We start from the raw sequence: 23,513 nt of genomic DNA, 5'->3' as shown, positions 1-23,513 counted from the left end.
GATAATGTTGCCAGCAAAAATTAGATACTGGTTGTTTGACACTCTGTCAGTGCAGACAATGCGCTATGTCACTGCGGTGAAAACCCGGGAGGCAGAGGGGCAGACAAGGGAAGTCTACAAGATGATTCGCGAGGACTTCTTTAAGAATGGTTCGCTCACCAGCAGATCCAGAGTACCGGGAATGATGGCGGCTATCTGGACAGTCGGGCGAGAAGCTATGCTGGTTCCTGACAAGGTCGATCGTACAACCAAGGACGCCATTTCCGCTGTACTGTCACAGATCAACGATTGCCCATACTGTGAGGATATGTTGATAAGTCTGGTACATGCCGGAGGTGAACACGATGCGGCAATGGAAATTTTTGCCGCTTCGAAATTCGATCAGCCTGACAACCTGCTGCGTCGCCGGCTTGAGTGGGTGGCCACTCTGGCGACCTCGTGCGGCGAACCCCTGCCAGAAACTCCATTCTCCGAAGAGCAGTTACCCGAGGTCATTGGCACACTGATGGGCATGAGCGATATCAACAGGTTCAGCCATGTGGTCATGACAGGCTCACCGGTCTCGGCTCCATTTGGACTGCGCTCCATTAAGGCACTGGCGTTGAGATTGTTCGGATCTGAACTGGAGGTCACGCGACAGGTCGAGCTCGAACCTGGTCGAGCGCTGCCATTATTGCCAGAGGCAGAGCTTCCCAGCGACATGGAATGGGCCCGTCCGAATCCCAGAGTGGCCGATGCAGTGGCGCGTTACGCTGCAGCGATTGAAACAGAGGGGGCAAAGGAGATATCGGCACCCGTGCGAAGCGCGGTCACTGCTTCTCTGAAACGCTGGAATGGCGAAACAATGCCTTTGGATGGTCGCTGGATCGACGAGGACATCGAATCACTGTCGGGCGAAGACAGGGCTATCGCACGTCTGGCAATCGTTCTCGCCAAGGCATCCTACCGAGTGACCGATGACATGGTCAGGGACGTACTTGGCGATAGCGCGGACGAGGAACGCTTTATCCGTATTCTGGCCTGGTCGTCTTCGGCGGCCGCCCGACGGTTTGCCGAAATTATAGTATCCAAGATCGAGACTGGGAATTGCGGATCTCAGGCGGTCGCTGCTTAGCATCGCGGTCATATACCTGCAAACCAGGAGGTTTCATCGTGAACATTGAACGCATAGCGAGTTCCCTGAGACGGTGGGTCAGTTTCGCCTATGAACTGGCTCTAACATGGGACGCGGACCCCAGCGATCTGCTGCAAGAGGAGATTCGTGCGCTAAGAGAGGAGTTGATTGAACTACGTCAACAAATCGGAGAAGCTAACGAGTGTCAGTGATCTGCTGCTGGGTTGACCGGTCTCGATTGGGGGTGGGTCTCAGCAAGGGTAGGACAGTTTTGAGACCGCAGATTGGGCCTCGCCAGCAGTCGTCTATCGCGAAATCGAATCAGTTTGTCGCGGGTGAGTATGTGGGATCAACCGGAATGCGTTAATCTAACGCGTCAATTGCAACTCGCGAGGCGTTCACGTTGACACACCATAATCCACATCGCTTGGCCGGCACTGAAACCCCGATGATTAGTCTACGCTCCGCCGCAGGCTGTTCCGGACTCGCGATGGCCCTTATTTACATTGCAGCCTTCGTCTATTTTGGCGCGTTCTTCGATTACCCGTCACATGGCACTCAGGAAGAAAAACTCCGGTTTTTGGATGAGAATCAGCTGGCCATCTCTATAGCCTATGGCGCAATCTATATTTTGTTCGGGGCCTTACTGGCAGTCATGGTCGCCGGATTACATGACCTGCTAAGCCCCTACGGGCCAGCAGCGTTACTCACTTCGCTGTTTGGCGCGGTTTGGGTTGGGCTCGTCATGGCGAGTGGAATGATCTATGTCACCGGCCTGAAGCAGGTTGTCGGCCTTCTGCCCGACAGCTCGGAGGCAGCCTTCCAATTATGGCGAGTTATCTCGATGCTCGGCGACAGTCTCGGTGGCGGTAACGAGATTGTTGGTGGGTTATGGGTGGCTGGCGTGAGTCTGCTCGGTCTAAGGTACAGGGTATTGCCGAGGGCGTTGAACAGCCTGGGCTGTCTTGTCGGCGCATTTGGTCTTGCAACGATCCTCCCCGTGGAAGTGTTTACCGATATCTTCGGGCTCTCACAGATTGTTTGGTTTCTTTGGCTCGGGCTCAGTCTGCTGCGAATGCGGGATGCATGAGCGCGGTCATCGGATTCCGGCTTGCCCCAGGGCACCCTCTCTTGCGCCTGCGGCGCAATTCACCTCGTACCCCAGGGCACCCTCTCTTGCGCCTGCGGCGCAATTCACCTTGTACCCCAGGGCACCCTCTCTTGCGCCTGCGGCGCAATTCACCTTGTACCCCAGGGCACCCTCTCTTGCGCCTGCGGCGCAATTCACCTTGTTCGTTGCAGTGATGAGGGTCCGTTAACTGGGGCACGCGGCCTGACCGTGACCGAGCTCAGCTGCAGTACCGCTCCTTGTACTCACTGTAATTCAGCCCCGTCCAGCGGCGGAAGGCCCGGTAGAAGCTGTTGACCTCGAGGTAGCCCAGCTGGTCTGCCAGGCACTTGCCCGGAAGCCAGACGTTGCGCAACTGCTGTTCGCAGCGGTACTGGCGAGCCCGGTCCAGCAGGAACTGGTAGTGGGTGTGATCCGCGCGCAGTCGTCGCCTGAGGGTGGTGGGGCTGATGCCCATACTGTGGGCAACCGACTCTGCCCGCAGTCGGGCCAGGTCGCCGTCGAGCAGGATTTGCAGCACCCGGTCGGTGGTGCGGTAGCGGTATGGGGTGTCCGGCCGTTCCGGGCGCAGGCAGCAGGGGGCCTCCCCTGTGCCGAGGGGCATTGCGTGTTCCATAGCCATAACATCCTTGTCGTGGTTTACAGAAGCTGGGTAATTGCGCCGCAATCCGGCGGCGTATGTTTCAGGTTAGCACAGGCGCTGACGCTGGCCAGCGGCTGGTTGAAATTGGTGGATTCCCTACAGCAGTTCCGGTGAAGGGCAGTCCATCACCGCCGCCATGGCGGCGATGATTTCCTTTTCCTCCGGGGTCAGCTGTCCGTCCTCACCCGCCGCCATCGCCAGTGCCTTGAGCACCCGGGGCTTGAGCAGGGGGTAGCAATCTGCCAGGTCATGCACTGCCCTGCTGAACGCAGCGACGCTGCACTGCTCTGGCGGCAGCAATGTGAGGTTGCCCAGGCCGAGCTCATCGGCCCCCAGCCTGAACACGGTGTCGCTGTGGCCGCCGCCCTCGTGGGCCAGCACCGACAGGGACACCTGCAGCTGGGGGGCCACCTTGCCCAGGCGTTTGTAGCGGGACCGGCTCGGTTTGACCTGGATGAATTCCGGGTCAAGGTAATGACGCACCAGCTGGTACAGGCACCACTCGTGCAACTCGGTGCGGGCGTCCGCCTGGATCAGCCGCAACAGGGTGGTTTTCAGCCTGCGGTACTGCTTGAAGGAGATGGATTTCAGTGCCGGCAGGCACAGTTCCAGCAGGGGCAAGCGCCTGGGCGCGCCGAGTTCGGCCACGGCGGGGAACAGGGTGTGGGCCAGTTCCGCCAGCCCCTGGGTCTCGCTCTCCTGCAGTACCGCCATCTGGCGCTGGTAGATATCGCCCTGGGGGTTCATCAGCAGGGCGCAGGTGATCGCGTGTGCGCCCAGTGGTTCGTGGCTGTGACGCACCAGGGCCAGCGGCAGCTGTTCCTGCTGCGCGGTGTCCTGCTCAAAGTCGGCCGCCTCGTCGGCGAACTGGGCATCGGTGAGGGGTTGCTCAATCGCTGCCGCGGTCGCCACCGAGGCCATGGCGGCGGCCACGATTTTGGCCCGCTCCATGCCCTCAACGCCGTCCGCATCCGCCGGCGGGTTGGGATAATGGATGGGTTTGCGCTGGATGTAAGTCCCGTCCCAGTTCTTGTCCAGGCGTTTGATGCGGTCCGCTAACGGCGGGTGGGTGGCGAACACCTGCCACAGGTGGTGCTCGATCTGGCCGAAGAAAATGTGTGACATCTCCGCCGCCCTCGCCGCGTGGACCAGACTGCCGGGTATATAGCCGCCAATCACCTTGAGGGCGTCGGCGATGCTGCTGGCGTCGCGGGTGAACTGCACCGCGTTGGCGTCCGCCAGGTACTCCTTCTGCCTGCTGATGGCGGCCTTGATGAACCCCGCCGCCAGGCCGCCCACCCAACCCAGGATCCACAGGGCCAGGCCCAGTACAGGCAGGGCCGCCCCTTCCTTGCGGCTGCGCCCGGTGCGCACCCGGTTATTGCTGCGCAGCAGCATATGGCCCACGTCGCCGATAAAGGTAATGCCCTTGAGCATGGCCGCCAGGCGGATATTGAGGCGCATATCGCCGTTGAGGATATGGCTGAACTCGTGGGCGATCACCCCCTGTAACTCGTGACGCCTGAGGTGGTCTATGCAGCCCCGGGTCACCGCGATGACCGCATCCGCGGGCACGATGCCGGCGGCAAACGCATTAATGCCGCGCTCATGGTTCATCACGTAGACCGCAGGCACCGGCATGTTGGCCGCCAGGGCCATTTCCTCCACCACGTTGAGGCAGCGGCGCTCGGCGCGGTCGGTGGTCTGTGGCAGGATGCGCTCGCCACCCATGCTCTCGGCCACCACCTTGCCGCCGGTGGACAGCTGTATCCATTTCACCAGCACCACCAGGGCGACCGTGGCGGTGATGCCAATGCCGATCAGGCCGAACCGTTCCCAGTTGAAGTAGCTGCCGAAGTTGCCGCTGCCGCCGTTATAGACGTTGTAGTCCTCGCTGAAAAACACGAAGCCGGCGACCACCACATTGGTCAGCAGGATCAGCCCGAATACGGCGAGGGTGAACATCAACACCAGCACGCGGGTGTTGCGGCGGGCGATGTCTTGTTGTTGAAAGAAGTTCACTGTTTTGAAGCGGGTCCTGGCTGGCAGGTAGTCATTCCCGCGAAGGCGGGAATCCAGCGGTTGGCTGGGTCACTGGATCCCCGCTTTCCCGGGGATGACAAAGCCGTTAGTGGCTGAAAGTAAAAAGTAATCTGTAAATCATCACCAGATCCACTTATCTGCTGCCAATCACGGAGGCTCTGGTGAAGGACGCTGGCTAAAACGCCACCTTTGGCGCCGCCTGGATCTGCACCGAATCGTCGAACTCCAGCAGCTCGGCATCGTCGGGGTGGCCGAACCTGGCGGCAAACAACACCGGCGGGAAACTCTGCCGGTAGGTGTTGTACTGCATGACCGCGTCGTTGTAACCCTGGCGGGCAAAGGCCACGCGATTCTCGGTGGTGGTAAGCTCCTCGCTCAACTGTTGCATGTTCTCGCTGGCCTTGAGGTCCGGGTAGGCTTCCATGGTGACATTCAGCTTGCCCAGGGCGCCCTGCAGCGCGTTCTCCGCGCTGGCCAGCCGGGAGATGTCACCGCCGCCAAGCTTGCCCCCTTCCAGCGCCTTGAGTACGGCGGCGGCGTCGTTGCGGGCGGTCACCACCGCGTCCAGGGTTTCCCGTTCGTGCTGCATGTAACCCTTGGCGGTTTCCACCAGGTTGGGGATCAGGTCATAGCGGCGCTTGAGCTGCACCTCGATCTGGGCAAAGGCGTTCTTGAAGCGGTTTTTGAGGGTAACAAGCCGGTTGTAGATGCTGACGATGTAGATGACCAGCGCCAACAGGACCAACCAGAAAACGATGCCGGACATAAGTCTCTCCCCACGGCTGCGATGTTGTTGTCAGGCCGATGGTACCACGCAACGGTGGGGGGAATAACCCGGCCGCTCAGGCGTCCGGCTGCAGGGAAACCAGGCCGGCTTTTTCGATATCGGTCAGCAGCTGTTCCATGTCCTCCAGCAGCTGGTCGGGCTCCACGTCGTACTCCGCCAGCAGGGTCTCGTAGATATCCTGCAGCCGGCCCGAGGATTCAATCAGCTGCCAGATCCGCGTACCGATCTCGTCCAGGCCGAAATAGTTTTCGCTGTTCAGGTCCAGCAATACGGTTTCGCCGGAGACTTCCTGGGAGATGACGTCCGGAGAGATGGTGACGGTTTGCTCGAGTTTCATACCGGGTAATCGTTTGCCATGGACCCACAGAGTGCTTCGACCGGCGGCGAAAATCAAGCGTGCCCGCCGCCGGCATTTGTTCCCTCGGGGTTTACCATGCCATCCTGTAATCCACGCCCCGGCGTAGTTAGCCGCATGACTTTCAGTTACATTTTCAGCTGGTGAATAACACAGAGAATAATCCATGCTGCAGAACCAGAAGATTCTTGTCACCGGGGCCACCGGACAGGTCGCCAGACCCATCGCCGAGGCGCTTGTCAGTAACAACGAGGTCTGGGCTGGCGCCCGCTTCAGTGACCCGCAGGCGAAGGCGGAGCTGGAAGCGCAGGGCATCAAGTCCGCCGTGTTCTCAATTGGCGACGCCGACCTGGATCACCTGCCGGAGGTGGATTATGTGATTCACTGCGGCTGTAATACCGACCCCAAGACATCCGAGGCGGGCATGCTCAATGCCGAAGGCACCGGTTTCCTGATGCAGCGCTACCGGGATGTAAAAGCCTTCTTCCACATGTCCTCTTCCTCCATTTACCGGGATGACCCCGACCCCTTGGCGGTGATCGCCGAGGATGCCGTGCTCGGTGGCTTTTCCCATTACTCGCACCATTACGCCATGAGCAAGCTGGCCACGGAGGCGGTGGTGCGCTTCCAGGCGTTGTCCCTGGGACTGCCGACCATTATCGCGCGCCTGGACGTGGCTTACGGCGAGCACGGCCACGGCGGCGTGCCCATGGTGCTGGTGGACTTCATGCGGAACGGCTGGCCCTACCAGCGCAAGGCCGACAGCGAGAGTTACTGCTCACCCATCTACCAGGACGACATCATCCGCCAGGTCCAGGGCCTGCTGGCGCACGCCGCAGTGCCGGCGCCGGTGGTCAATCTCGGTGGTGACGAGCCGGTATCGGTGGAGCAGATGGCGGCCTATATCGAGGAAATCACCGGCCTCTCGCTGACCATCACCGAGGGTGAACACGCCATGTGGCAGATGAAGATCCTCGACAACCAGAAGCGCAAGTCGCTGGCCGGTCCCTGCCAGTACGGCTGGAAAGAAGGTATCCGGGCGGCGATGCAGAAACGCTACCCGGAGATCGAGTTGAGCGCCTGACCAGCGCGTGCACCGATAGGGTGCGCCCGGGGCCGGTAATGGTATGATGTGCTGCACAGGGCGGTAAGTGGCCAACCAGTCGACAGTCGCGCGGGAGTCGGGTTTATGCGAGTAATTCCCCACATGCACGCATTCGTCAGTGAGCTTTCGCCAGAGGCGCGACAGGCTTTCGAGGAACTCAGTGTCCTGCGTCGGGTGGGGAAAGGCGAGGCCGTCTATCGCCAGGGCGATAAACCCAACGAGTTATACCAGTTGGTGGAAGGCCGGGTCAGGCTGTGCAATTACTCCCTGGAAGGCAGGGAAGTGGTGAGCGGCGAGTTTCAGCCGGGCGACTGTTTCGGGGAAATGGGCTTGATCGACGGCCTCCCCCGGGTGAGCCATGCCATCGCCTCCTGTGACAGCGCGGTTCGGGTGCTGAGCCGGGCCGGATTCGATGAGCTCACCACCCGCTATCCCGAGGTGGATCGCAAAATCGCCCTGATGATGTGCCATCGCGTGCGCTACCTGTATGCGCTCAACGAGGAAGCCAGCGAACTCACCCTGCATCAGCGGGTGGCGCGCTGTGTCCTGCGCATGGCCTACAGCCGCGACTCCAACAACCCCGAGCGCGAGCTGTTCATCGCCATCTCCCAGGAAGAGCTGGGCCAGATGCTGGGTGCATCGCGGCAAAGCATCAACAAGGAGCTCAAGGCCCTCGTTTGCGAGGGCATCATCGAGCTGCGCTATGGGCGAATCTACATCCAGGACCTGGAGCGACTCAAGGACCAGTACGAGTACCTGCTTGCTGGCGAGCCCATCACGCCGGGCTACCAGCAAACGACCTGACGGCTCTCCGGGAAAGCTTTTCAGCTTTCCTGTTCTGCGCGTGCCGCTTTCTGCTGCAGTATCAGGTCAACCACGGGCTGCAGGTCCTGGGCGATGTTCGCCTCGATCAGCATGGGTCCTTTCTGCGCCATTGCCTGTTCAAACTCGAGGTGGAATTCCTCCGCGGTATTCACCGACACCGCCGGGATGCCCATGCCCTTGGATATGCTAACCCAGTCGATTGTGGGGCGGTCCAGTTCGAGCATTGACAGCATTTTTTCCGTGGGCTCCCCTTCGCGCACGCGCGCCAGTTCGACGTTGAGCACCGCGTAGGCGTCATTCTTGATAATGACGATAGTGACATCGCACTCTTCCCGGGCGATGCTCCACAGGGCCTGGTTGGTATACATGCCACTGCCGTCCGCCTGCAGCGCCACCACCTTGCGCTCGGGGCTGGCGACGGCGGCCCCCAGGGCCACCGGCAAGCCGTTGCCAATGGCGGCACCGGGAATGGCGTAGAGATACTCGTGCCGGCGCGCGCCAACCGTCTGCTGGAACAGGTCCATACCTGCAGTCGCGCTTTCATCGACCAGTACCGCGTCCTCGGGCATCAGCAGGCTGACGCTCTGCCCCACCGCGGCGGCGGTCAGTACGCCCTGCGGCTGGTCCGGCTCCACGCGCTGGCAGCGGGGGGAGGTTTCGTCCGACGCGCCAACCGCCTCGGCCAGGTCGGCCAGGGCAGCCATCACATCGAAGTCCGGCGTGGCCAGGCTCGATATCTCGCAGCTTGGCGGCGCCTTGTGGCTGGGGGAGCCCTCGTAGGCAAAGGTCGACACCGGCGGCAGGGCACCCACCACGATGATCTGCTCATACTCGGCGAAGAAGAACTGGGCCATCTCCAGAAAATAGGGGACCAGTTGCACTTCGACACGCCCCTCGCCACGGGCCAGGCGCGCGGGGAAGGTTTCCGCCAGCAGCTGGGCGCCGGTGCTGGCGGCGATTCGGCCGGCAATTTCCAGGCCCTCCTCCCGCAGTGCGTGGGTGCCCAGCAGGATGCCGGTTTTGCGCCCGTTGTTCAGCAGCGCGGCCGCCGACGCGATGGTTGAACCGGCGACGCGCGAGGTTGGCGCGGGCGCCACGGCCTGCGGTGCGTCGGGGGCCGGGTCCCAGTGGCAATCGGTGGGTGCGATCAGGGTGCTGATCCGGCCACTGCCGATCATCGCCTGGCTGACGGCTTCAGCCCCGAGAATGCCCATTTCCGCCGCGGACCTCGCTTCCCGGGTCCAGTGGGACACGGCTCCGGCCACTTCGGTAATCTTGCCGCCGATGAACTCGTGTTCCGGGAAATTGGGCTGGTGATAGGTGGCGTTGGCGCCGACGATATTGACGATCGGCACATTGCCCCGACCGGCGTTGTGCAGGTTGGCGATGCCGTTGGCGAAGCCGGATCCCACGTGCAGCAGGGTAAAAGCGGGCTTGTTCGCCATGCGGGCGTAGCCGTCGGCGGCGCCGGTGACCACGTTTTCCTGCAGGCAGAGCACGGGACGTACCGCATCGGATTTGCCCATCTCATACACCAGTTGCATTTCCGACGTGCCCGGATTGGCAAAGCAGGTGTCGAGTCCGGCGTTGGTCAAGGCGTTGAAGAGTGCTTGTGCTCCGTTCATGGTGGTAAATCCTGTAGGGTAATTCTGATGTGGTCGAGCTTAGCAGAAGCTGCCGAGACCGATTTGTTGTGAGACGACTTTCTTTTCCGGCCCCGGCGGTCACCGGGGCGCATTCTGGTACAGCGAATCCATGATCGCATCGATGTCCAGGTCGAAACTGCGCTGGCGCGGCGGATAGTCCTGCAGCGACTTGACGAAGGACTGGAGCCGCGGCATCACCGCGCCCAGCAGCCAGGAGCGGTTCTCCTGCCACTCGTCGAAACCGCGCGCGTGCTGGAAGCGTTCAAAGGGGTCCAGCTTGAGGTTGGTAATCACCGGGGTCACCAGCGGCTGCTGTACGCCGTTGAACCACTTGTCCTGTGACTTGAACAGGAACTTGTAGTCGCCCCAGCGCAGGCCGTGCAGGGTGGTCTCGGTGAAGTAGAAAAACTCCTCGCGCGCGGTGGGCCCGGTGCCGGTGAGCACGGCGGTCTGGTCGACCCCGTCCAGGTGCACCCGGTAGTTGCGATTCCCTATCCGCTGGCCGCCGAGTAATTGCTGTTTCAGGTCCGGCTGGCCCAGCATCGACATAATCGTCGGCACCCAGTCCTCCATGGTCATGAATTCCCCGGTCGCGGTGGCCGCTGGCACCTTGCCCGGCCATTTCACCAGCATGGGTACGCGGAAACCGCCCTCGTAGCCGCCGACGCCTTTTTCCCCGCGGAAGGGATGGTTGCCGCCGTCCGGCCAGCTGTTGGAGGCGGCGCCATTGTCGGTGGAGAACATCACCAGTGTGTTGTCGGCGATGCCCAGTTCTTGCAGCAGGTCCAGTAGCACACCGACGTCGTCATCCACCTCCATCATGCCGTCGGCGTAGATGCCGTAGCCGCTCCTGTCCTGGTACTCAGGGGAGAGATGGGTGCGGTAGTGCATGCGCGTCATGTTGTGCCAGACGAAGAAGGGCTTGTCTGCCGCCACGGCCTTGCGAATGAAAGCGGTGGACTTGCCCAGCACCTCTTCGTCCAGGGTCTCCTGGCGCTTGCGGCCGAAGCCGCCGAGGTCCTCGGGTTTGCGGTCTGACCAGGCGTGGATCACGCCGCGCTGGGCGAAGGCGCGGGCGTCCTCTCCTTTGGGAAAATCATACTGCTCGACGTATTCGCCCGCATTCAGGTGGTAGAGAATGCCGAAAAACTCGTCGAAGCCGTGGGCGGTGGGCAGGTGCTCGTCCCGGTCACCCAGGTGGTTCTTGCCAAACTGGCCGGTGGCATAGCCCAGCGGCTTGAGCATTTCCGCCAGGGTCGGGTCCTCCGCCGAGAGTCCCTGGGCAGCCCCGGGCAGGCCCACGGTGCTGAGCCCGGTCCGGATCGGGTACTGGCCGGTGATAAAGGCGGCGCGGCCGGCCGTGCAGGAGGGGTGGGCGTAGTGATCCATGAAGATCATGCCCTCCTCTGCAATGCGGTCGATGTTGGGTGTGGAGCCGCCCATCATGCCCCGGTGATAGGCACTGATGTTCCACATGCCGATGTCATCGCCCCAGATAATGAGGATGTTGGGCTTGTCGGTATCAGCCCTGGCCGGCAGTGACTGCAGCCAGCAGAGCAGCAGACATAGACTGATTAATACCTTACTACGAAGAAATCGCATCGTTGACTGTCCCCGCCAGGATAACCCGGCCTGTGGTGTCCGGAGTAACCATCGTTCAGTGGTGTTGCTCCGGCAGTGAAAAAAAGGGAGGCCCAGTGGCCTCCCCCCAATACCCCCGGAGGGGGCCGCCATCAGAAGCGGTAGGTGGCCTGCACCGCGTAGGAGCGCAGGCGGTCGGTGGAGGCAAATCCATTGCCCGGCACCAGCGGCTGGTCATCACTGTTGCCGCTGATGTACTCGTCGGTCAGGTTCTTACCGATCAACGCGACATCCCACATGCCGTTGACACCCCCGAGGCTGAGGCGCAGGTCAACCTTGGTGTAGTCGTCCTGCCAGGTGTAGATTTCGTCCAGGTCGCCGGCAGTAGCGTAACCGTCCGAGTAGTTGATGTTCAGTACCGCGCGCGCTTCCAGGGCGTCGCCGACCGGGAGCCGGTAGTCGAAGTTGAGATTGTAGGCGAACTCGGGCGCGTAATTGATCGTGTCACCGGAGGCGTCCCGACGCTCTGTCTCCATACCGCGGTCGATGCAGTTGCCGCGATTCTCAGGCTGACTGCCGGTGAGTGTCCAGCAGGGGGCAGTGGCATAGTCTGCGTAGACTGCATCGAGGTAACTGCCTGCGAAGCCAAGGGTCAGGTTCTCGGTTGCCGCCCACTTGATATCGATCTCCACGCCCTTGGATTCCAGCTCGGCGGCGTTCTGCACTACGAAACCGGTTTGGCCATCAAAAACGCTGACCTGGAAGTCCTCAATCTCCGTATAGAACACCGTGGCGTTTAATGTCATCAGTCCATCCAGCAGTGAGCTTTTCACGCCCAGCTCGTAACTGATCGCCTTTTCTTCGTCGTACTCGAACCTCGGGTCGTTGGTAGTTTTAAGGAATCGGGCATCAAATCCACCACCCTTGGTACCATTGGCAACGGTAGCAAACACCATGGAATCGCCGCCGATATCGTGCTCCAGGGTGAGGGAGCCGGTAATATCGTCTTCATCCCGCTTGCGCTTGCGAATGTCGTGCTCGAAGGTGCCCAGGAGTGCGGCATAAATGCCCTCGGGGATGGTCACCAGGGGGGTTCCAGCGAAATCGCTCAGGAATCGGTCGTACTCAGCCGCAGTATCGCCGTAGGTTATGGTGCCCGCCGGCGCACCCACGGCGGCGCTGTAGTCCCAGCCATCGGTAAACCGCTTGCTCAGGGGATGATCAACTTCCTTGCTTTCCTCGAAGTATCGCATGCCAACGGTCAGGCGCGTTGTGTCGGTGAAACTGTAGGTGGCTGAACCGAAGACCGCCCACATGTCCTGTTCCTGATCGAGACTGTAGTCCCGGCTGAGATTGGGAGTGAGTGCCGCCGGTGCTCCCAGCAGGGGAGCCGCCAAAGAAGAACCAAAGCTGTCGCTGGCGCTGTATTCAAGGTCGCTCTGGTGGTAGTAAAGGCCAACAATGTAATCCAGTTTCTCCCCGCCCGGCGATGTCAGGCGAATTTCCTGGCTGAACTGGTCGTAGTCCTCGCGGGCGTCTACCTGGATAAACGGCAGTGCCGAGAAGTCACAATCGCAGATATCCCGATAGTCGTAGTGCGCGTAACCGGTTATGGCTGTCAGGGAGTGCTCACCGATGAGCCAGTCGAGCGTGAGTGTGCCAAGCTCCATGGAGTTTTCACTCACCTCAGGCAGGTCTGGGAAACCGGGTAGGCCGGCGTATTGGGGCAACAGCTGGCCGAGGGCGGCGCCCCCATCATTGATGACAGCGCGTTCGTCGTCATATTTCTCGGTACCATCGCCACCGGTAATGCTGGACACCAGAGCCTGGTTGAGGTTGTTGAAACCGATACCTGCAGGCGCAGTATCAAAATTGGCTAACTGGGTGGAGACCTGCCGGTTTTCGAAATCGCTCTGCTCCCACTTGCCGGTGATGAGTAAGGTGTCGGTGGCGTCCCAGGCCAGTTGCACGCGCAAGGTTTCGTCGTCGCGCTCAGGGCCATCGTCTCCAGTAAGGACATTTTCCAGGTAACCATCAAGTTCGTAGCCGCGATAGGCGAGACGACCGGAAAGGGTATCGGTAATTGGCCCGGAAATAACGCCCGTGATCTCCTTCTCTCCGTCTTCCCAGCCATACAGGCCGCTGATCATGCCTTCGACTTCCTGGGTCGGCTTGGCACTGATCACGTGTATGGCGCCACCGATGGTGTTTTTACCGAACAGCACACTCTGGGGGCCGCGCAGTACTTCCACCCGTTCAAGATCCATAAAGGGTGCCCTGGCCAGCTGGCTGCGCCCCATGTAGATGCCATCGTGGAAGATAGAAACCGACTGCTCGATACCCTGGTTAACACCCGGCGTGCCAACACCGCGAATAAAGACGAAGTTGCCTATCGGGCTCTGGGTAATTGCAACGGCCGGAATATCCACGGCAAAGTCCTCGCCGCGGGTGATACCCATATCTTTTATCGAATCGCCGCTCATCGCGATCATCGAGATCGAGACATCCTGCATGCTCTCGGCCCGCTTGGTGGCGGTGACCACGACTTCTTCCAGCTGTTGTGACATGACTGGCTGGACCAGGCCCAGGCCTATCATGGCGGCGGTCAGTGTGTTCAGCGTGTGGTGCTTTTTCATCGGGTTTTCCCTCCAAATCAGCCGGCTTGCGGCCAGTTTATTAATATAATTCCAGGCCGATTTTCGGCCTTCTCGCAGCATTGGAGGGTGAATGCTAGCAGCGCCCCGGGCCTGAGAATGTCAACTTCAGGACAGTTCAGGCAGAATTCGTTTTACCCTTAAGTGTCGCCATATTGACAGTCATCCTGTCGCTCTGGCGTCAGTATGACCTGCATTCAACACCTGATAATCGACAAGAGAGGTAACATCATGCTGACCGAACAAGTGCGCCAGGACATCGCGGCCGACATCTATCGCTGCTTTGGGGAAAAATCGCAGGTCCCGCTGCTGAATCCCCGCTTCCCGGAGATCGAAATGGAAGACGCCTACCGCATTCAAGAGAAAGTGGTACAGCAGTTTCGCGAGAAGGGCCACAAGGTCCGCGGCTACAAGATAGGCCTCACCTCCAGGCCGATGCAGGAAATGGCCAACTCCACGGAACCCGACTACAGCGCCATGCTGGACTTCATGTTTTATCCCGAGGCCGGGGAGAGCCCGCGCAGCGACTGGCAGCAGCCGCTGGTGGAGATCGAGATGGCCTTTGTCATGAAAGAACGCCTGGCGGGACCGGGTATCAACGTGGCTGATGTCATCCGGGCCACAGACTTTGTGCTGCCGGCGATCGAGATCGTCGACTTCCGGGTGGCCTACGGGCCGGGCATGGACGTGCGCGATACCATCGCTGACCTGGCCGCCGTCGGTGGCGTGATTCTCGGTGGCAATCCCCTGGACCTGCGCGATATCGATATTCGCAATATCCAGGGCAGCCTGGAAATCAATGGCGAGGTCAGGGAGCAGGGTAATTCAGTTGCGGTGCTCGGAAACCCCTTGAACGCGGTTGCCTGGCTGGCCAACAAGCTGGCTGATTTCGGCGTGGCCTTCGAACCCGGCGACGTCATTCTGTCAGGCTCATTCCTGCGGGCGGTGCCGGTGGCTGCCGGTGACGAACTGGTGGCCCGCTTCGACAGCGGTTTCGGCGACGTGAGCTTTACTTTCACCTGATTCCGGACGATACCTCACCAGGAGAATTACTATGATCAATACCGCACTGCAGCACTGGCGCGAAGGCAAGCCCTCGCTTGGCATCTGGATTAACCTGCCTGATATTCACCTGGCCGAAACCCTGGCCCGCACCGGGGTGGACTGGCTGTGCTTCGACCTGCAACACGGCCTGATGGACTATAGCGACCTCACCCGCCTGCTGCCGGCAATCTGCGGCCAGCCGGTCACGCCGCTGGTCCGGGTTGCCGCCAATACGCCTGACCAGATCGGCAAGGTGCTGGACGTGGGTGCCGAGGGTGTCATCGTGCCCATGGTCAATTCGGCCGAGGAAGCCCGGCAAGCCGCTGCCGCCTGTTATTACCCGCCCCAGGGGCAGCGTTCCTGCGGCCCCATGCGGCCGGCGATGGTTTCCGGTATCGAGTACCTCGCCCACGCCAATGCGCAGATCGCCTGCCTGCCGATGATAGAGACCGAGGAAGGGCTGGAGAATGTCGAGGAGATCGCCGCGGTCGAGGGCGTGGATGGTTTGTTCGTGGGACCCATGGACCTGTGTTATGGCCTGGGTATCGCCCCGGGGGATTTTGGCAACCCACGCTTCAAGGAAGCGATCGCTGCCATCATTGCCGCGTGCCAGAAGCATGAACGCGTCGTGGGGATGTTCGGCTACTCAGCCGAAATGGCGCACGAATCACTGCGCAATGGCTTCCACTTCGCCTCTGCCGGTACCGATATCAGCTTCTTCCGCTCCGGCGTCAGCCGCGGGCTGGCGATCGCCCGTGGCGAGAACCCCGACGAAGCTGCCGCCCGGGGTGGGTATTGACCCAAGCCAGCGGTAATAATCCAGGTGTGGGCAGCCGCCCTCAGCGGCGCCCACGCCGAACCTAATTGTTCCCTTCCGCCTTTACGCTGCGCTCTTGCAGTTCCTCGCGCCAGTCGTGGCTGCGCTTGATAATGTACTGGTGAATTACTTCTACCTTGTCCTGCTCCAGGATATTGCCAAAGGGCGGCATGCCCTTGTGGGAGCGGATGCCGTAGACAATGGGCAGGAACTCCGCGTGTTTCTCCGGCGCCAGGTAGCGCAGGTCGGGGATGATATTGGAGCTCAGGGCCGAGAGACCATGGCACACACCGCAGTGACGGTTGTAGAGGTCCGCGCCTTCGGCGAGCGTCTCTGCATCCGCGGTCACGGGTGGGGGTGAGGGGGGCTGGATCTCGCGCCGTTGCACCGGCGGCAGGGGGGCCTTGCCCCCCAGCTTGAACACATACAGGCGGGAATCGGGTACGACCCCGGCGCGGTAGGCCAGCATGCCGAAGGTAATGGGGAAAGCGCCGCCCCAGCCCACGTTGAAGGCCACGTACTGCTCGTCATCCACCGCATAGGTGATCGGTCCGGCCACCACGCCGCTGGACACCGGTTGCTGCCACAGTCTCTCGCCATCGTCAGCGGCGTAGGCCATCACCCGCCCGTCGGCGGTGCCCTGGAAGACCAGGTTACCGGCGGTGCTCAGGGTGCCGCTGTTGTGGATATGCTCGTAGGGTTGCTTCCAGCGCACTTCCTGGCGCACCGGATCCCAGGCCACCAGGTTGCCCCGGTAGACCTGTGCCAGTTCATCGATGGCGTCCAGCGTTTCCGGCACCACCGGGATTTCCAGGCCGAGGTTGGGTACGCCGGTCTGCACCGCGTCGGGGCTTTCCAGCGGCGCATAGTACTCCATGGTCACCTGCTGCGGGATATACACCAGGCCGGTATCGCGGTTGAAACTCATGGGGGGCCAGTTGTGGGCGCCCTGGGAGCCGGGAAAGACCGTCTTGGGCTCGTTGTTGGTCCAGTAATCCGCGACCTCCCGGTCCACGATGGGACGGCCGGTCTCGGGGTCGATGCCCTTGGCCCAGGTCACCTCACCGAACTTGCCGGCGGAGATGAATTTGCCGCTGGCGGCATCGAGGACATAGAAGAAACCGTTTTTGGGGGCCTGCATCACCACCCGGCGCGGCTTGCCGTCTATGGGCAGCGTGGCCACGATAATGTGCTGGGTGGCGGTATAGTCCCAGGCGTCGCCCGGTGTGGTCTGGTAGTGCCAGACATAGTCGCCGGTGTCCGGGTTGATGGCAACGATGGAGGAGACGAACAGGTTATCCCCCTTGCCTTCGGAGCGCAGCCCGTAGTTCCAGAAAGAGCCGTTGCCCACCCCGATGTACAGCAGGTTCAGCTCGGGGTCGTAGGCCATGTGGTCCCACACCGTACCGCCGCCGCCCTGTTTCCAGTACTGGTCACCGTGCCAGGTCTTGCGGATCATGGTGATGGTCTCGGTCTCGTCGCCCTTTGCCGGGTCGCCGGGGACGGTAAAGAAGCGCCAGGCCTGCTTTCCGGTCTCGGCGTCGTAGGCGGTGATGTAGCCGCGTACGCCGAATTCGGCGCCGCCGTTGCCGATGATGACCTTGCCGTTCACCACCCGCGGCGCGCCGGAAATCGTATAATTGCGCTCCGCGTCTATCAGGGTGTTGACCGACCACTGCAGCTCGCCGGTGCTGGCGTCCAGCGCTTCCAGGCGACCGTCATAAACCCCCAGGTAGACCTTGCCGTTCCACACCGCAACGCCGCGGTTGGCCGCGTCACAGCAACCCCGGCCCTGGTAACCGCGCCAGACCTTGGGGTCGTACTCCCAGAGTGGCTCGCCGGTCTTCGCATCCAGGGCGAACACCATGCTGTAGGCTCCGGTGGTATACAGGACACCGTCGACCACGATGGGCGTGGCCTCCACCACCCGGTCCAGGGGGTACTTGAAGTTCCAGGCCAGGCCCAGTTTGTCGACGTTGTCGTCGTTGACCTGGTCCAGGGGCGAATAACGCTCCTCGCCATAGTTGCGTCCATGGGCCAGCCAGTTCCCGGGCTCCTTGTCTGCGGCCGCGATTCGCACGCCAGTGCCCGGCGCTGCCAGTGACGCGCTCGACAGCATGGTCAGGATTGCCGTGCCGAGGAAAATTCTGTAATTCATCGTCTCTTTCCCAATGATCTCGGTTGTCTTGTCACCCGGGTCAGGGCGTGTTGTCTCGGGCCTCCTGCTGTCGCTGGTACAGACGGTTCGCCTCCAGCAGCACGTACTGGCGGATTGCCTCGGCGCTGGCCTGGTCCACATAGGGGGCGAAACTGATCATCCCCCGGGCGGCCAGTAATCCCTCGCGCACGATTTCCTGCCACTGTTCGTGTACGGCGGGGCCGGAATAGCGCAGGTCCGGGGTCAAGCCGCCGGTGCGCATGCCATCCCCGTGACAGTAACTGCAGTGGCGCTGGTAGATGACCTTGCCGTGCTCGAGGGTCTCCACCGAGGCGGTCACCGGCGCCGGCTTCGGCAACTCGCGATCCCGCTCCGGGACTGGCGGGAGGGTGGCTTTGCCACCCAGCTTATAGACCAGTACCCGGGACAGGTTGGGAATCTGTCGGTGGTGCAGTATAGGGCCGGCCTCGGCGGCGGCTCCCCCGCCGAATCCCACCGCCACGGCCAGGTACTGCTCGCCATCGATGGCGTAGGTGATGGGCGCCGCCATGGCCAGCGTCTGGGTGTCGTGGGACCAGAGCACCTCGCCGCTGGTGGCGTCGTAAGCGAGTAGTTGCGCCTCGCCGCTACCCTGGAATACCAGGTTGCCGGCTGTACTGAGCACCCCGCCGCCACCTACACGACCCCAATCGCTGGCCCAGCGCAGCTCGCCCTTGAGGGGATCCCAGGCCAGCAGGCGGCCCTTATAGGTCTCGTCCAGCACTTCATTCAGGTTGGGTAGATTCGGCGGCACATTGGCAATGCGATCAAAGCCCACGTTCCAGTAGCCCTGCCCGGGCTTGCGGTCGCGCTCGTTGCTGGGTTCCAGGTACTTGATCGGTATCTGCATGGCGGGGATGTAAACCAGGCCAGTGCCCGGGTGGTACGACATCGGGTGCCAGTTATGCGCCCCTGCGTTGCTCGGCAGGCTGACGTTTTCTCCATCGAACAGGCGGGCGTCCGGGGTCTCTACCGGGCGGCCGGTCTCCAGGTCGACATGGCTCGCCCAGGTGGTAATCGCGTAAGGATCCGCCGCCAGCAGTTCACCGCTGACCCGGTCAAGCACGTAAAAGAAACCGTTTTTCGGGGCCTGCATCAGGACCTTGCGCGGCTTGCCGTCCAGCTCCAGGTCGGCGAGGATCATGTGCTGGGTGGCGGTGTAATCCCAGGTCTCCCCGGGGGTGGTCTGGTAGTGCCAGACGTAGTCGCCGGTGGCCGCCTTGACCGCCACGATCGAGGTCAGGAACAGGTTGTCCCCGCCTCCGGGGCTGCGCAATTTGTGGTTCCAGGGCGAGCCGTTACCCACCCCGATGTATAGCAGCCCCAGCTCGGGATCGTACACCATCGCATCCCATACGGTGCCGCCGCCGCCCCATTGCCACCACTCCCCGGTCCAGGTGTCGGCGACTTTCTCCAGCGCCGGTGACTCGAAGCCATCGGCGGGATTGCCGGGCACGGTGTAGAAGCGCCAGGCCTGCTTGCCGGTCTCCAGTTCGTAGGCAGTGACATAGCCGCGTACGCCCAGTTCGGCCCCGCCATTGCCGATGACCACCAGATCGCCGGCGATTCGCGGTGCGCCGGTGATGGTGTAGGACTTTTCACGATCTGTGGTCTGGACGTCCCAGAGCACGCTGCCGTCGCCGGCGTCGAGGGCTACCAGGCGGCCGTCATAGGTGCCCACGTATACCCTGCCGTCAGCATAGGCGACGCCGCGGTTGACCGCGTCGCAACAGCCCTTGGCGAGGAAGGCCCGGTCCACCTCCGGGTTGTAGAACCATTTCAGCGCGCCGGTTCTGGCGTCCAGGGCATACACCATGGACCAGCTGCCGGAGACATACAGGGTGCCGTCGACCATCAGCGGGGTGGCCTCGACCCCGCGGCGGGTGTACATGTCGAAGGACCAGGCCAGGCCCAGCTTGTCGACGTTGTCGCTGTTGATCTGGCGCAGGGTGGAGTGGCGCTGCTCGCCCACATCGTTGCCGTGCAGGCGCCACTCGCTGTCCGGGGCAGCCGGGGGTGATGCCGGTTCGGCCGCGGTGAGCGGTGCGGCAAGGGTGCCGGCCAGCAGGGCCGCGGTGGCCCAGCTTTGAAGTCGTTTATTCATGGTGTACTTGCTCCGTCTCTCATTATTGTCCATGTCCCTCAGCGGGAAATTTTAGTCAGACTTGCCCGACTCCGCCTCGTTGGGCCAGTGCACATTGCCGGCGTGAGTCACCGCGCCCCGGGTGGCGGGGCCCACGCTGGCGACATATTTCTGGGCGTAGCCCGACTGTGTCATGTAGGCCTTGCCACTGGGATCACCGCGTTCGTAGACCGCCTGGCGTGCCGCCAGGGTCTCATCGTCAACGTCCAGCGTCATGGTATTGGCCTGCAGGTCGATATGGATGACGTCGCCATCCTCGACCAGCGCCAGCGGGCCGCCCAGTGCGGCTTCCGGGGTGACATAACCCACGCTGAAACCGCGGGAGGCGCCGGAAAAGCGGCCATCGGTAATCAGCGCCACGCTCTCGCCCTTGCCCATGCCGTACAACAGTGCGGTCACCGTGACCATTTCGCGCATGCCCGGCCCGCCGACCGGACCCTCGTTGCGGATGATGATGGCTTCACCCTCGTTGATGTCGTCCGCCAGTACGCTTTGCAGGCACACCTCCTCGGATTCGAACACCCGGGCCGGGCCGCTGAAGGTGGTGCGCTCCAGCCCCGCGGTCTTGATCACCGCACCGTCCGGTGCCAGGTTGCCCTTGAGCACGGCCAGGCCGCCGCCTGCGGTCCGCGGCCGGGTGACCGGCATCACCACCTTGCCGTCCGCGTCCGGGGCATCTGCCAGGGCCTCTGCCAGGCTGCGGCCGTCCAGGGTGGGGCAGTCGCCGTGCAGGTAGCCGCCCTGGAGCAGCTGTTTCAGCACCACCGGGACGCCACCGACTTCGTGGAGGTCGGAATACAGGTAGGGCCCCGACGGGCTCAGGTGGGTAATCAGCGGGGTGCGGGCGAAGACGGCGGCCACATCGTCCACGTCGAAGTCGATACCGGCTTCGTTGGCAATCGCCGGGATATGCAGCACGGCGTTGGTGGAGCCGCCGGTGGCGGATACCGCCGCACAGGCATTCTCCAGGCTCTCCCGGGTCACCAGGTCCCGCGGCAGCGGGTAGTTGGCCTCCACGGCCACCATCAGCTGGCGGCCGGCCTTGCGCGCCATGGCGCGGCGCTGGGAATGTACCGAGGGAATGGTGCTCGAACCCAGGGGGGCGAACCCCAGCACCTCGGCCACCATACCCATGGTATTGGCGGTGAACTGGCCGGCGCAGCAGCCGGAGGCGGGCCATGCCGCCCGCGACACCGCTTCCAGCTCCTCCTCGTCGGACTGTTTGGCGATCAGCTTGCCGGTGTACTCCGCCACGGTCTTGATGTCCACCGGCTGGTCGCGGAAGCGACCGGGCAGGGCGGGGCCCCCGTTGAGGAAGGCACCGGGCACGTTGAGGCGGGTGAGCGCCATCATCATCCCGGGAAAATTCTTGTCACAGGCGCCGATACACATCAGGCCGTCGTACTGGTGGGCACGTACCACCAGCTCGATGCTGTCGGCGATCACCTCCCGTGACATCAATGAGAAGTGCATGCCGGTGTGGCCGTTGACCAGGGCGTCTGATACCGAGATGGTATTGAACTCCCGCGGCGTGCCGCCCCCCCGGTAGATGCCCCAGCGGGCCTGTTCCGACACTTCATTGAGGCGCATGTTACAGGCACTCATCTCGCCGTGGCTGGACACCACGCCGACAAAGGGCTGGGCGATGTCCTCGTCGTCCAGGCCCAGACCGCGCAGCATGGCGCGGGCGGCGGCTTTTACCGGGCCCGCCTTCATCACGTTGGAGCGATAGGGTGGACGCTTGCGGTTGTTTTGTTCTGACATGTTGCTTACCTCTGATTGGTACTGCCGGGTGACACGTTCATATCGTGGTCGCCTGTATCCCTTAGCTCTTCATCTTCAGCATGAAGTTGAGGATCCAGTTTGCCTTGCCCGCGTAGGGGGGCATGAGCATATCGACGCTGCGCAACGGGCCCTGCTGGAATACCGGGCGCAGCTTGGAAAAGGCGCTGAAACCCTCATAGCCGTGGTAGTGGCCCATGCCGCTGTTGCCGACGCCGCCGAAGGGCAGGTCGTGCTGGGCGGCGTGCAGCAGGCCGTCGTTGACAGTGACCCCGCCGGACATGGTGTTGTCGATGTACCAGTTAACCAGTGACTTGTCGTTGCTGTAAACATAGAACGCCAGCGGGTGGGGATGGCTGTCAATATAATCGACGACTGCCTCGCGATCGCGGTAGGTCATGACCGGCAACAGCGGGCCGAACACCTCACGCTGCATGATCTCCATGTCGTCGTTGACGTCGAGCACGATGTGCGGCGGGAAGATGCGGCGCTCGGCGTCGGGCTGCTGTTCCTCGAACAGGTTGATGATGCGCGCACCCTTGGCGCGGGCATCCTCCAGGGTCGCCTGCAGGCGGTCGTATGAGCGCTGGTCGATGACAGCCGTGTAGTCGCCGTTGTTGATGTCCGGGTAGCGCGCGTTGCAGATACGCCTGGCCTCGTCGACAAAGGCCTGTTCCCTGCCCTCGGGCAGGAACAGGTAGTCGACGTTGGTGCAGATCTGGCCGGCGTTGAACATCTTGACCCACATGATCCGCTCCACCGCCTTGGTGAAGTTGAAATCGGGGGCAATAACCGTGGGTGACTTACCCCCCAGTTCCAGGGTGACCGGGGTCAGGTGGCGGGCACAATTAGCCATCACCGACCTGCCGGTGGCCGGGGAGCCGGTAAAGAACAGGTGGTCGAAGGGCAGCGAGGTGAACGCCGGGCCGCGGCCGTTGCCGTCCTCGAAGAAGGCGAGCTTGCCGCGGGGGAAATACTTCGGCGCCAGTTCCCTGAACAGCTTCGCCAGGGCGTTGGAGTTCTCGGACATCTTGATCATGGCGGTGTTGCCGGCGGCAAAGATGCCGGTCAGCGGGGAGAAAGCCATGGAGATGGGAAAGTTCCAGGGTACCACGATACCCACGACGCCCAGCGGCTGGGCGATGACCCTGGCCTTCGCCAGGGGATACTGGGTGGCATCGAGATGGCGCTTCTGCGGCTTCATCCACTTTTTCAGCTGTTTGATGGCGTCGAGAATCCCGTCCTGGTTGATCAGCAGCTCGGAAAAAATGGTTTCGAAGCGGGACCGGCAGCCGTAGTCACTGTTGACTGCCTCGATGAGGGCTTCCCGGTTTTCCACCAGCATCCGGTGCAGGGCCTTGAGGTCGGCCACGCGCTCCTGGTAACCGGGGTTGCGATGGGCCCGGTAATAGGCCTGCTGTTCGTCAAATACGTCCTGGAATTCAGCGGGAATGCGTTGTTGTTCTGTTGTGAGCGGCTGGTTCATTGCCTTGACCTCTTGTTGGGGCGCTGCGGCCGGTGTCTTAAATTGCCGTCCTGGAGGGGGACTGTGGTGAGCAATGTAACCGGATCAGCGGCAAAAGATTGTCATGGAGGCGACAGTTGACCGAATAACCGTGATAGTCAACTAGTTGACAGATGCCCGGCG

17 protein-coding genes are annotated in these 23,513 nt (G+C 62.0%); 6 read left to right on the top strand and 11 right to left on the bottom strand.

All coding sequences use genetic code 11. The annotated features are described in order from the left end of the window. Positions 1-4: 4 nt before the first annotated feature. Together E2F43_RS14910 and E2F43_RS14905 are read left to right on the top strand one after the other, a co-directional pair. A complete protein-coding gene (locus tag E2F43_RS14910) occupies positions 5-1,114 on the top strand; it encodes a carboxymuconolactone decarboxylase family protein (RefSeq protein ID WP_133214024.1) in 1,110 nt (369 codons plus the stop codon). A gap of 490 nt (positions 1,115-1,604) precedes the next feature. Continuing rightward, complete coding sequence (locus E2F43_RS14905) at positions 1,605-2,204, top strand: hypothetical protein (protein ID WP_238946942.1); 600 nt, start codon at positions 1,605-1,607, stop codon at positions 2,202-2,204. A 259-nt stretch (positions 2,205-2,463) separates the two neighbouring features. On the opposite strand, the gene E2F43_RS14900 is transcribed toward E2F43_RS14905, so the two are convergent. The 4 genes from E2F43_RS14900 to E2F43_RS14885 all read right to left on the bottom strand — a co-directional run bounded on the left by E2F43_RS14900 (position 2,464) and on the right by E2F43_RS14885 (position 6,053). Beyond that, positions 2,464-2,847 carry a helix-turn-helix domain-containing protein gene (locus tag E2F43_RS14900; protein WP_133214020.1) on the bottom strand — a complete coding sequence of 128 codons (384 nt, stop codon included), beginning with the start codon at positions 2,845-2,847 and terminating at the stop codon, positions 2,464-2,466. 135 nt (positions 2,848-2,982) lie between these two features. Then, the gene (locus E2F43_RS14895; RefSeq protein ID WP_133214018.1) at positions 2,983-4,908 is read right to left on the bottom strand and encodes a M48 family metallopeptidase; all 1,926 of its coding nucleotides are present in this window, start codon (positions 4,906-4,908) and stop codon (positions 2,983-2,985) included. A 196-nt stretch (positions 4,909-5,104) separates the two neighbouring features. Then, a complete protein-coding gene (locus E2F43_RS14890; RefSeq protein ID WP_133214016.1) occupies positions 5,105-5,695 on the bottom strand; it encodes a LemA family protein in 591 nt (196 codons plus the stop codon). Positions 5,696-5,771: 76 nt separating this feature from the next. Further along, positions 5,772-6,053: a PqqD family protein gene (locus tag E2F43_RS14885; protein WP_133214014.1), complete on the bottom strand. Its 282-nt coding sequence runs from the start codon at positions 6,051-6,053 to the stop codon at positions 5,772-5,774. A 184-nt stretch (positions 6,054-6,237) separates the two neighbouring features. On the opposite strand from E2F43_RS14885, the gene E2F43_RS14880 reads away from it, so the two are divergent. Continuing rightward, positions 6,238-7,155 carry an NAD-dependent epimerase/dehydratase family protein gene (locus tag E2F43_RS14880; protein ID WP_133214012.1) on the top strand — a complete coding sequence of 306 codons (918 nt, stop codon included), beginning with the start codon at positions 6,238-6,240 and terminating at the stop codon, positions 7,153-7,155. A gap of 105 nt (positions 7,156-7,260) precedes the next feature. Continuing rightward, entirely contained in the window at positions 7,261-7,980 is a 720-nt protein-coding gene (locus E2F43_RS14875; protein ID WP_133214010.1) for a Crp/Fnr family transcriptional regulator, read from the top strand. A gap of 20 nt (positions 7,981-8,000) precedes the next feature. Here the strand turns inward: E2F43_RS14875 and E2F43_RS14870 are convergent, their stop codons facing one another. From E2F43_RS14870 to E2F43_RS14860, 3 genes are all read right to left on the bottom strand, one after another. Continuing rightward, positions 8,001-9,626, bottom strand: coding sequence for an acetolactate synthase large subunit (locus E2F43_RS14870; protein ID WP_133214008.1), 1,626 nt, complete (start codon positions 9,624-9,626; stop codon positions 8,001-8,003). A gap of 99 nt (positions 9,627-9,725) precedes the next feature. After that, entirely contained in the window at positions 9,726-11,249 is a 1,524-nt protein-coding gene (locus E2F43_RS14865) for an arylsulfatase (RefSeq protein WP_133214006.1), read from the bottom strand. A 131-nt stretch (positions 11,250-11,380) separates the two neighbouring features. Continuing rightward, positions 11,381-13,864: a TonB-dependent receptor gene (locus E2F43_RS14860; protein WP_238946941.1), complete on the bottom strand. Its 2,484-nt coding sequence runs from the start codon at positions 13,862-13,864 to the stop codon at positions 11,381-11,383. Positions 13,865-14,113: 249 nt separating this feature from the next. On the opposite strand from E2F43_RS14860, the gene E2F43_RS14855 reads away from it, so the two are divergent. Further along, the gene (locus E2F43_RS14855) at positions 14,114-14,905 is read left to right on the top strand and encodes a 2-keto-4-pentenoate hydratase (RefSeq protein ID WP_133214004.1); all 792 of its coding nucleotides are present in this window, start codon (positions 14,114-14,116) and stop codon (positions 14,903-14,905) included. Positions 14,906-14,936: 31 nt separating this feature from the next. Further along, positions 14,937-15,725: an HpcH/HpaI aldolase family protein gene (locus tag E2F43_RS14850; RefSeq protein WP_133214002.1), complete on the top strand. Its 789-nt coding sequence runs from the start codon at positions 14,937-14,939 to the stop codon at positions 15,723-15,725. 61 nt (positions 15,726-15,786) lie between these two features. On the opposite strand, the gene E2F43_RS14845 is transcribed toward E2F43_RS14850, so the two are convergent. From E2F43_RS14845 to E2F43_RS14830, 4 genes are all read right to left on the bottom strand, one after another. Further along, positions 15,787-17,901, bottom strand: a complete 2,115-nt coding sequence (locus tag E2F43_RS14845) for a PQQ-dependent dehydrogenase, methanol/ethanol family (RefSeq protein ID WP_133214000.1) — start codon at positions 17,899-17,901, stop codon at positions 15,787-15,789. Positions 17,902-17,941: 40 nt separating this feature from the next. Then, on the bottom strand, positions 17,942-20,044 hold the full coding sequence (locus E2F43_RS14840) for a PQQ-dependent dehydrogenase, methanol/ethanol family (protein WP_133213998.1): 2,103 nt from the start codon (positions 20,042-20,044) through the stop codon (positions 17,942-17,944). 51 nt (positions 20,045-20,095) lie between these two features. Continuing rightward, positions 20,096-21,847 carry a dihydroxy-acid dehydratase gene (locus E2F43_RS14835; protein WP_133213996.1) on the bottom strand — a complete coding sequence of 584 codons (1,752 nt, stop codon included), beginning with the start codon at positions 21,845-21,847 and terminating at the stop codon, positions 20,096-20,098. Positions 21,848-21,908: 61 nt separating this feature from the next. Then, positions 21,909-23,351, bottom strand: coding sequence for a coniferyl aldehyde dehydrogenase (locus tag E2F43_RS14830; RefSeq protein ID WP_133213994.1), 1,443 nt, complete (start codon positions 23,349-23,351; stop codon positions 21,909-21,911). Positions 23,352-23,513 lie beyond the last annotated feature (162 nt).

Source organism: Seongchinamella unica (genome assembly GCF_004354085.1).
Taxonomy (GTDB): Bacteria; Pseudomonadota; Gammaproteobacteria; order Pseudomonadales; family Halieaceae; genus Halioglobus; species Halioglobus unicus.
Note: the sequence above shows the minus strand (reverse complement) of the source record. Positions and strands in the feature narration are given on the sequence as shown.

What these genes read in the sequence shown, in the direction of transcription:
- E2F43_RS14910 (WP_133214024.1), top strand. Translation starts at nt 5, where the DNA reads ATGTTGCCAGCAAAAATTAGATACTGGTTGTTTGACACTCTGTCAGTG.
- E2F43_RS14905 (WP_238946942.1), top strand. Translation starts at nt 1,605, where the DNA reads ATGGCCCTTATTTACATTGCAGCCTTCGTCTATTTTGGCGCGTTCTTC.
- E2F43_RS14900 (WP_133214020.1), bottom strand. Translation starts at nt 2,847, where the DNA reads ATGCCCCTCGGCACAGGGGAGGCCCCCTGCTGCCTGCGCCCGGAACGG.
- E2F43_RS14890 (WP_133214016.1), bottom strand. Translation starts at nt 5,695, where the DNA reads ATGTCCGGCATCGTTTTCTGGTTGGTCCTGTTGGCGCTGGTCATCTAC.
- E2F43_RS14885 (WP_133214014.1), bottom strand. Translation starts at nt 6,053, where the DNA reads ATGAAACTCGAGCAAACCGTCACCATCTCTCCGGACGTCATCTCCCAG.
- E2F43_RS14880 (WP_133214012.1), top strand. Translation starts at nt 6,238, where the DNA reads ATGCTGCAGAACCAGAAGATTCTTGTCACCGGGGCCACCGGACAGGTC.
- E2F43_RS14875 (WP_133214010.1), top strand. Translation starts at nt 7,261, where the DNA reads ATGCGAGTAATTCCCCACATGCACGCATTCGTCAGTGAGCTTTCGCCA.
- E2F43_RS14870 (WP_133214008.1), bottom strand. Translation starts at nt 9,626, where the DNA reads ATGAACGGAGCACAAGCACTCTTCAACGCCTTGACCAACGCCGGACTC.
- E2F43_RS14865 (WP_133214006.1), bottom strand. Translation starts at nt 11,249, where the DNA reads ATGCGATTTCTTCGTAGTAAGGTATTAATCAGTCTATGTCTGCTGCTC.
- E2F43_RS14860 (WP_238946941.1), bottom strand. Translation starts at nt 13,864, where the DNA reads ATGAAAAAGCACCACACGCTGAACACACTGACCGCCGCCATGATAGGC.
- E2F43_RS14855 (WP_133214004.1), top strand. Translation starts at nt 14,114, where the DNA reads ATGCTGACCGAACAAGTGCGCCAGGACATCGCGGCCGACATCTATCGC.
- E2F43_RS14850 (WP_133214002.1), top strand. Translation starts at nt 14,937, where the DNA reads ATGATCAATACCGCACTGCAGCACTGGCGCGAAGGCAAGCCCTCGCTT.
- E2F43_RS14845 (WP_133214000.1), bottom strand. Translation starts at nt 17,901, where the DNA reads ATGAATTACAGAATTTTCCTCGGCACGGCAATCCTGACCATGCTGTCG.
- E2F43_RS14840 (WP_133213998.1), bottom strand. Translation starts at nt 20,044, where the DNA reads ATGAATAAACGACTTCAAAGCTGGGCCACCGCGGCCCTGCTGGCCGGC.
- E2F43_RS14835 (WP_133213996.1), bottom strand. Translation starts at nt 21,847, where the DNA reads ATGTCAGAACAAAACAACCGCAAGCGTCCACCCTATCGCTCCAACGTG.
- E2F43_RS14830 (WP_133213994.1), bottom strand. Translation starts at nt 23,351, where the DNA reads ATGAACCAGCCGCTCACAACAGAACAACAACGCATTCCCGCTGAATTC.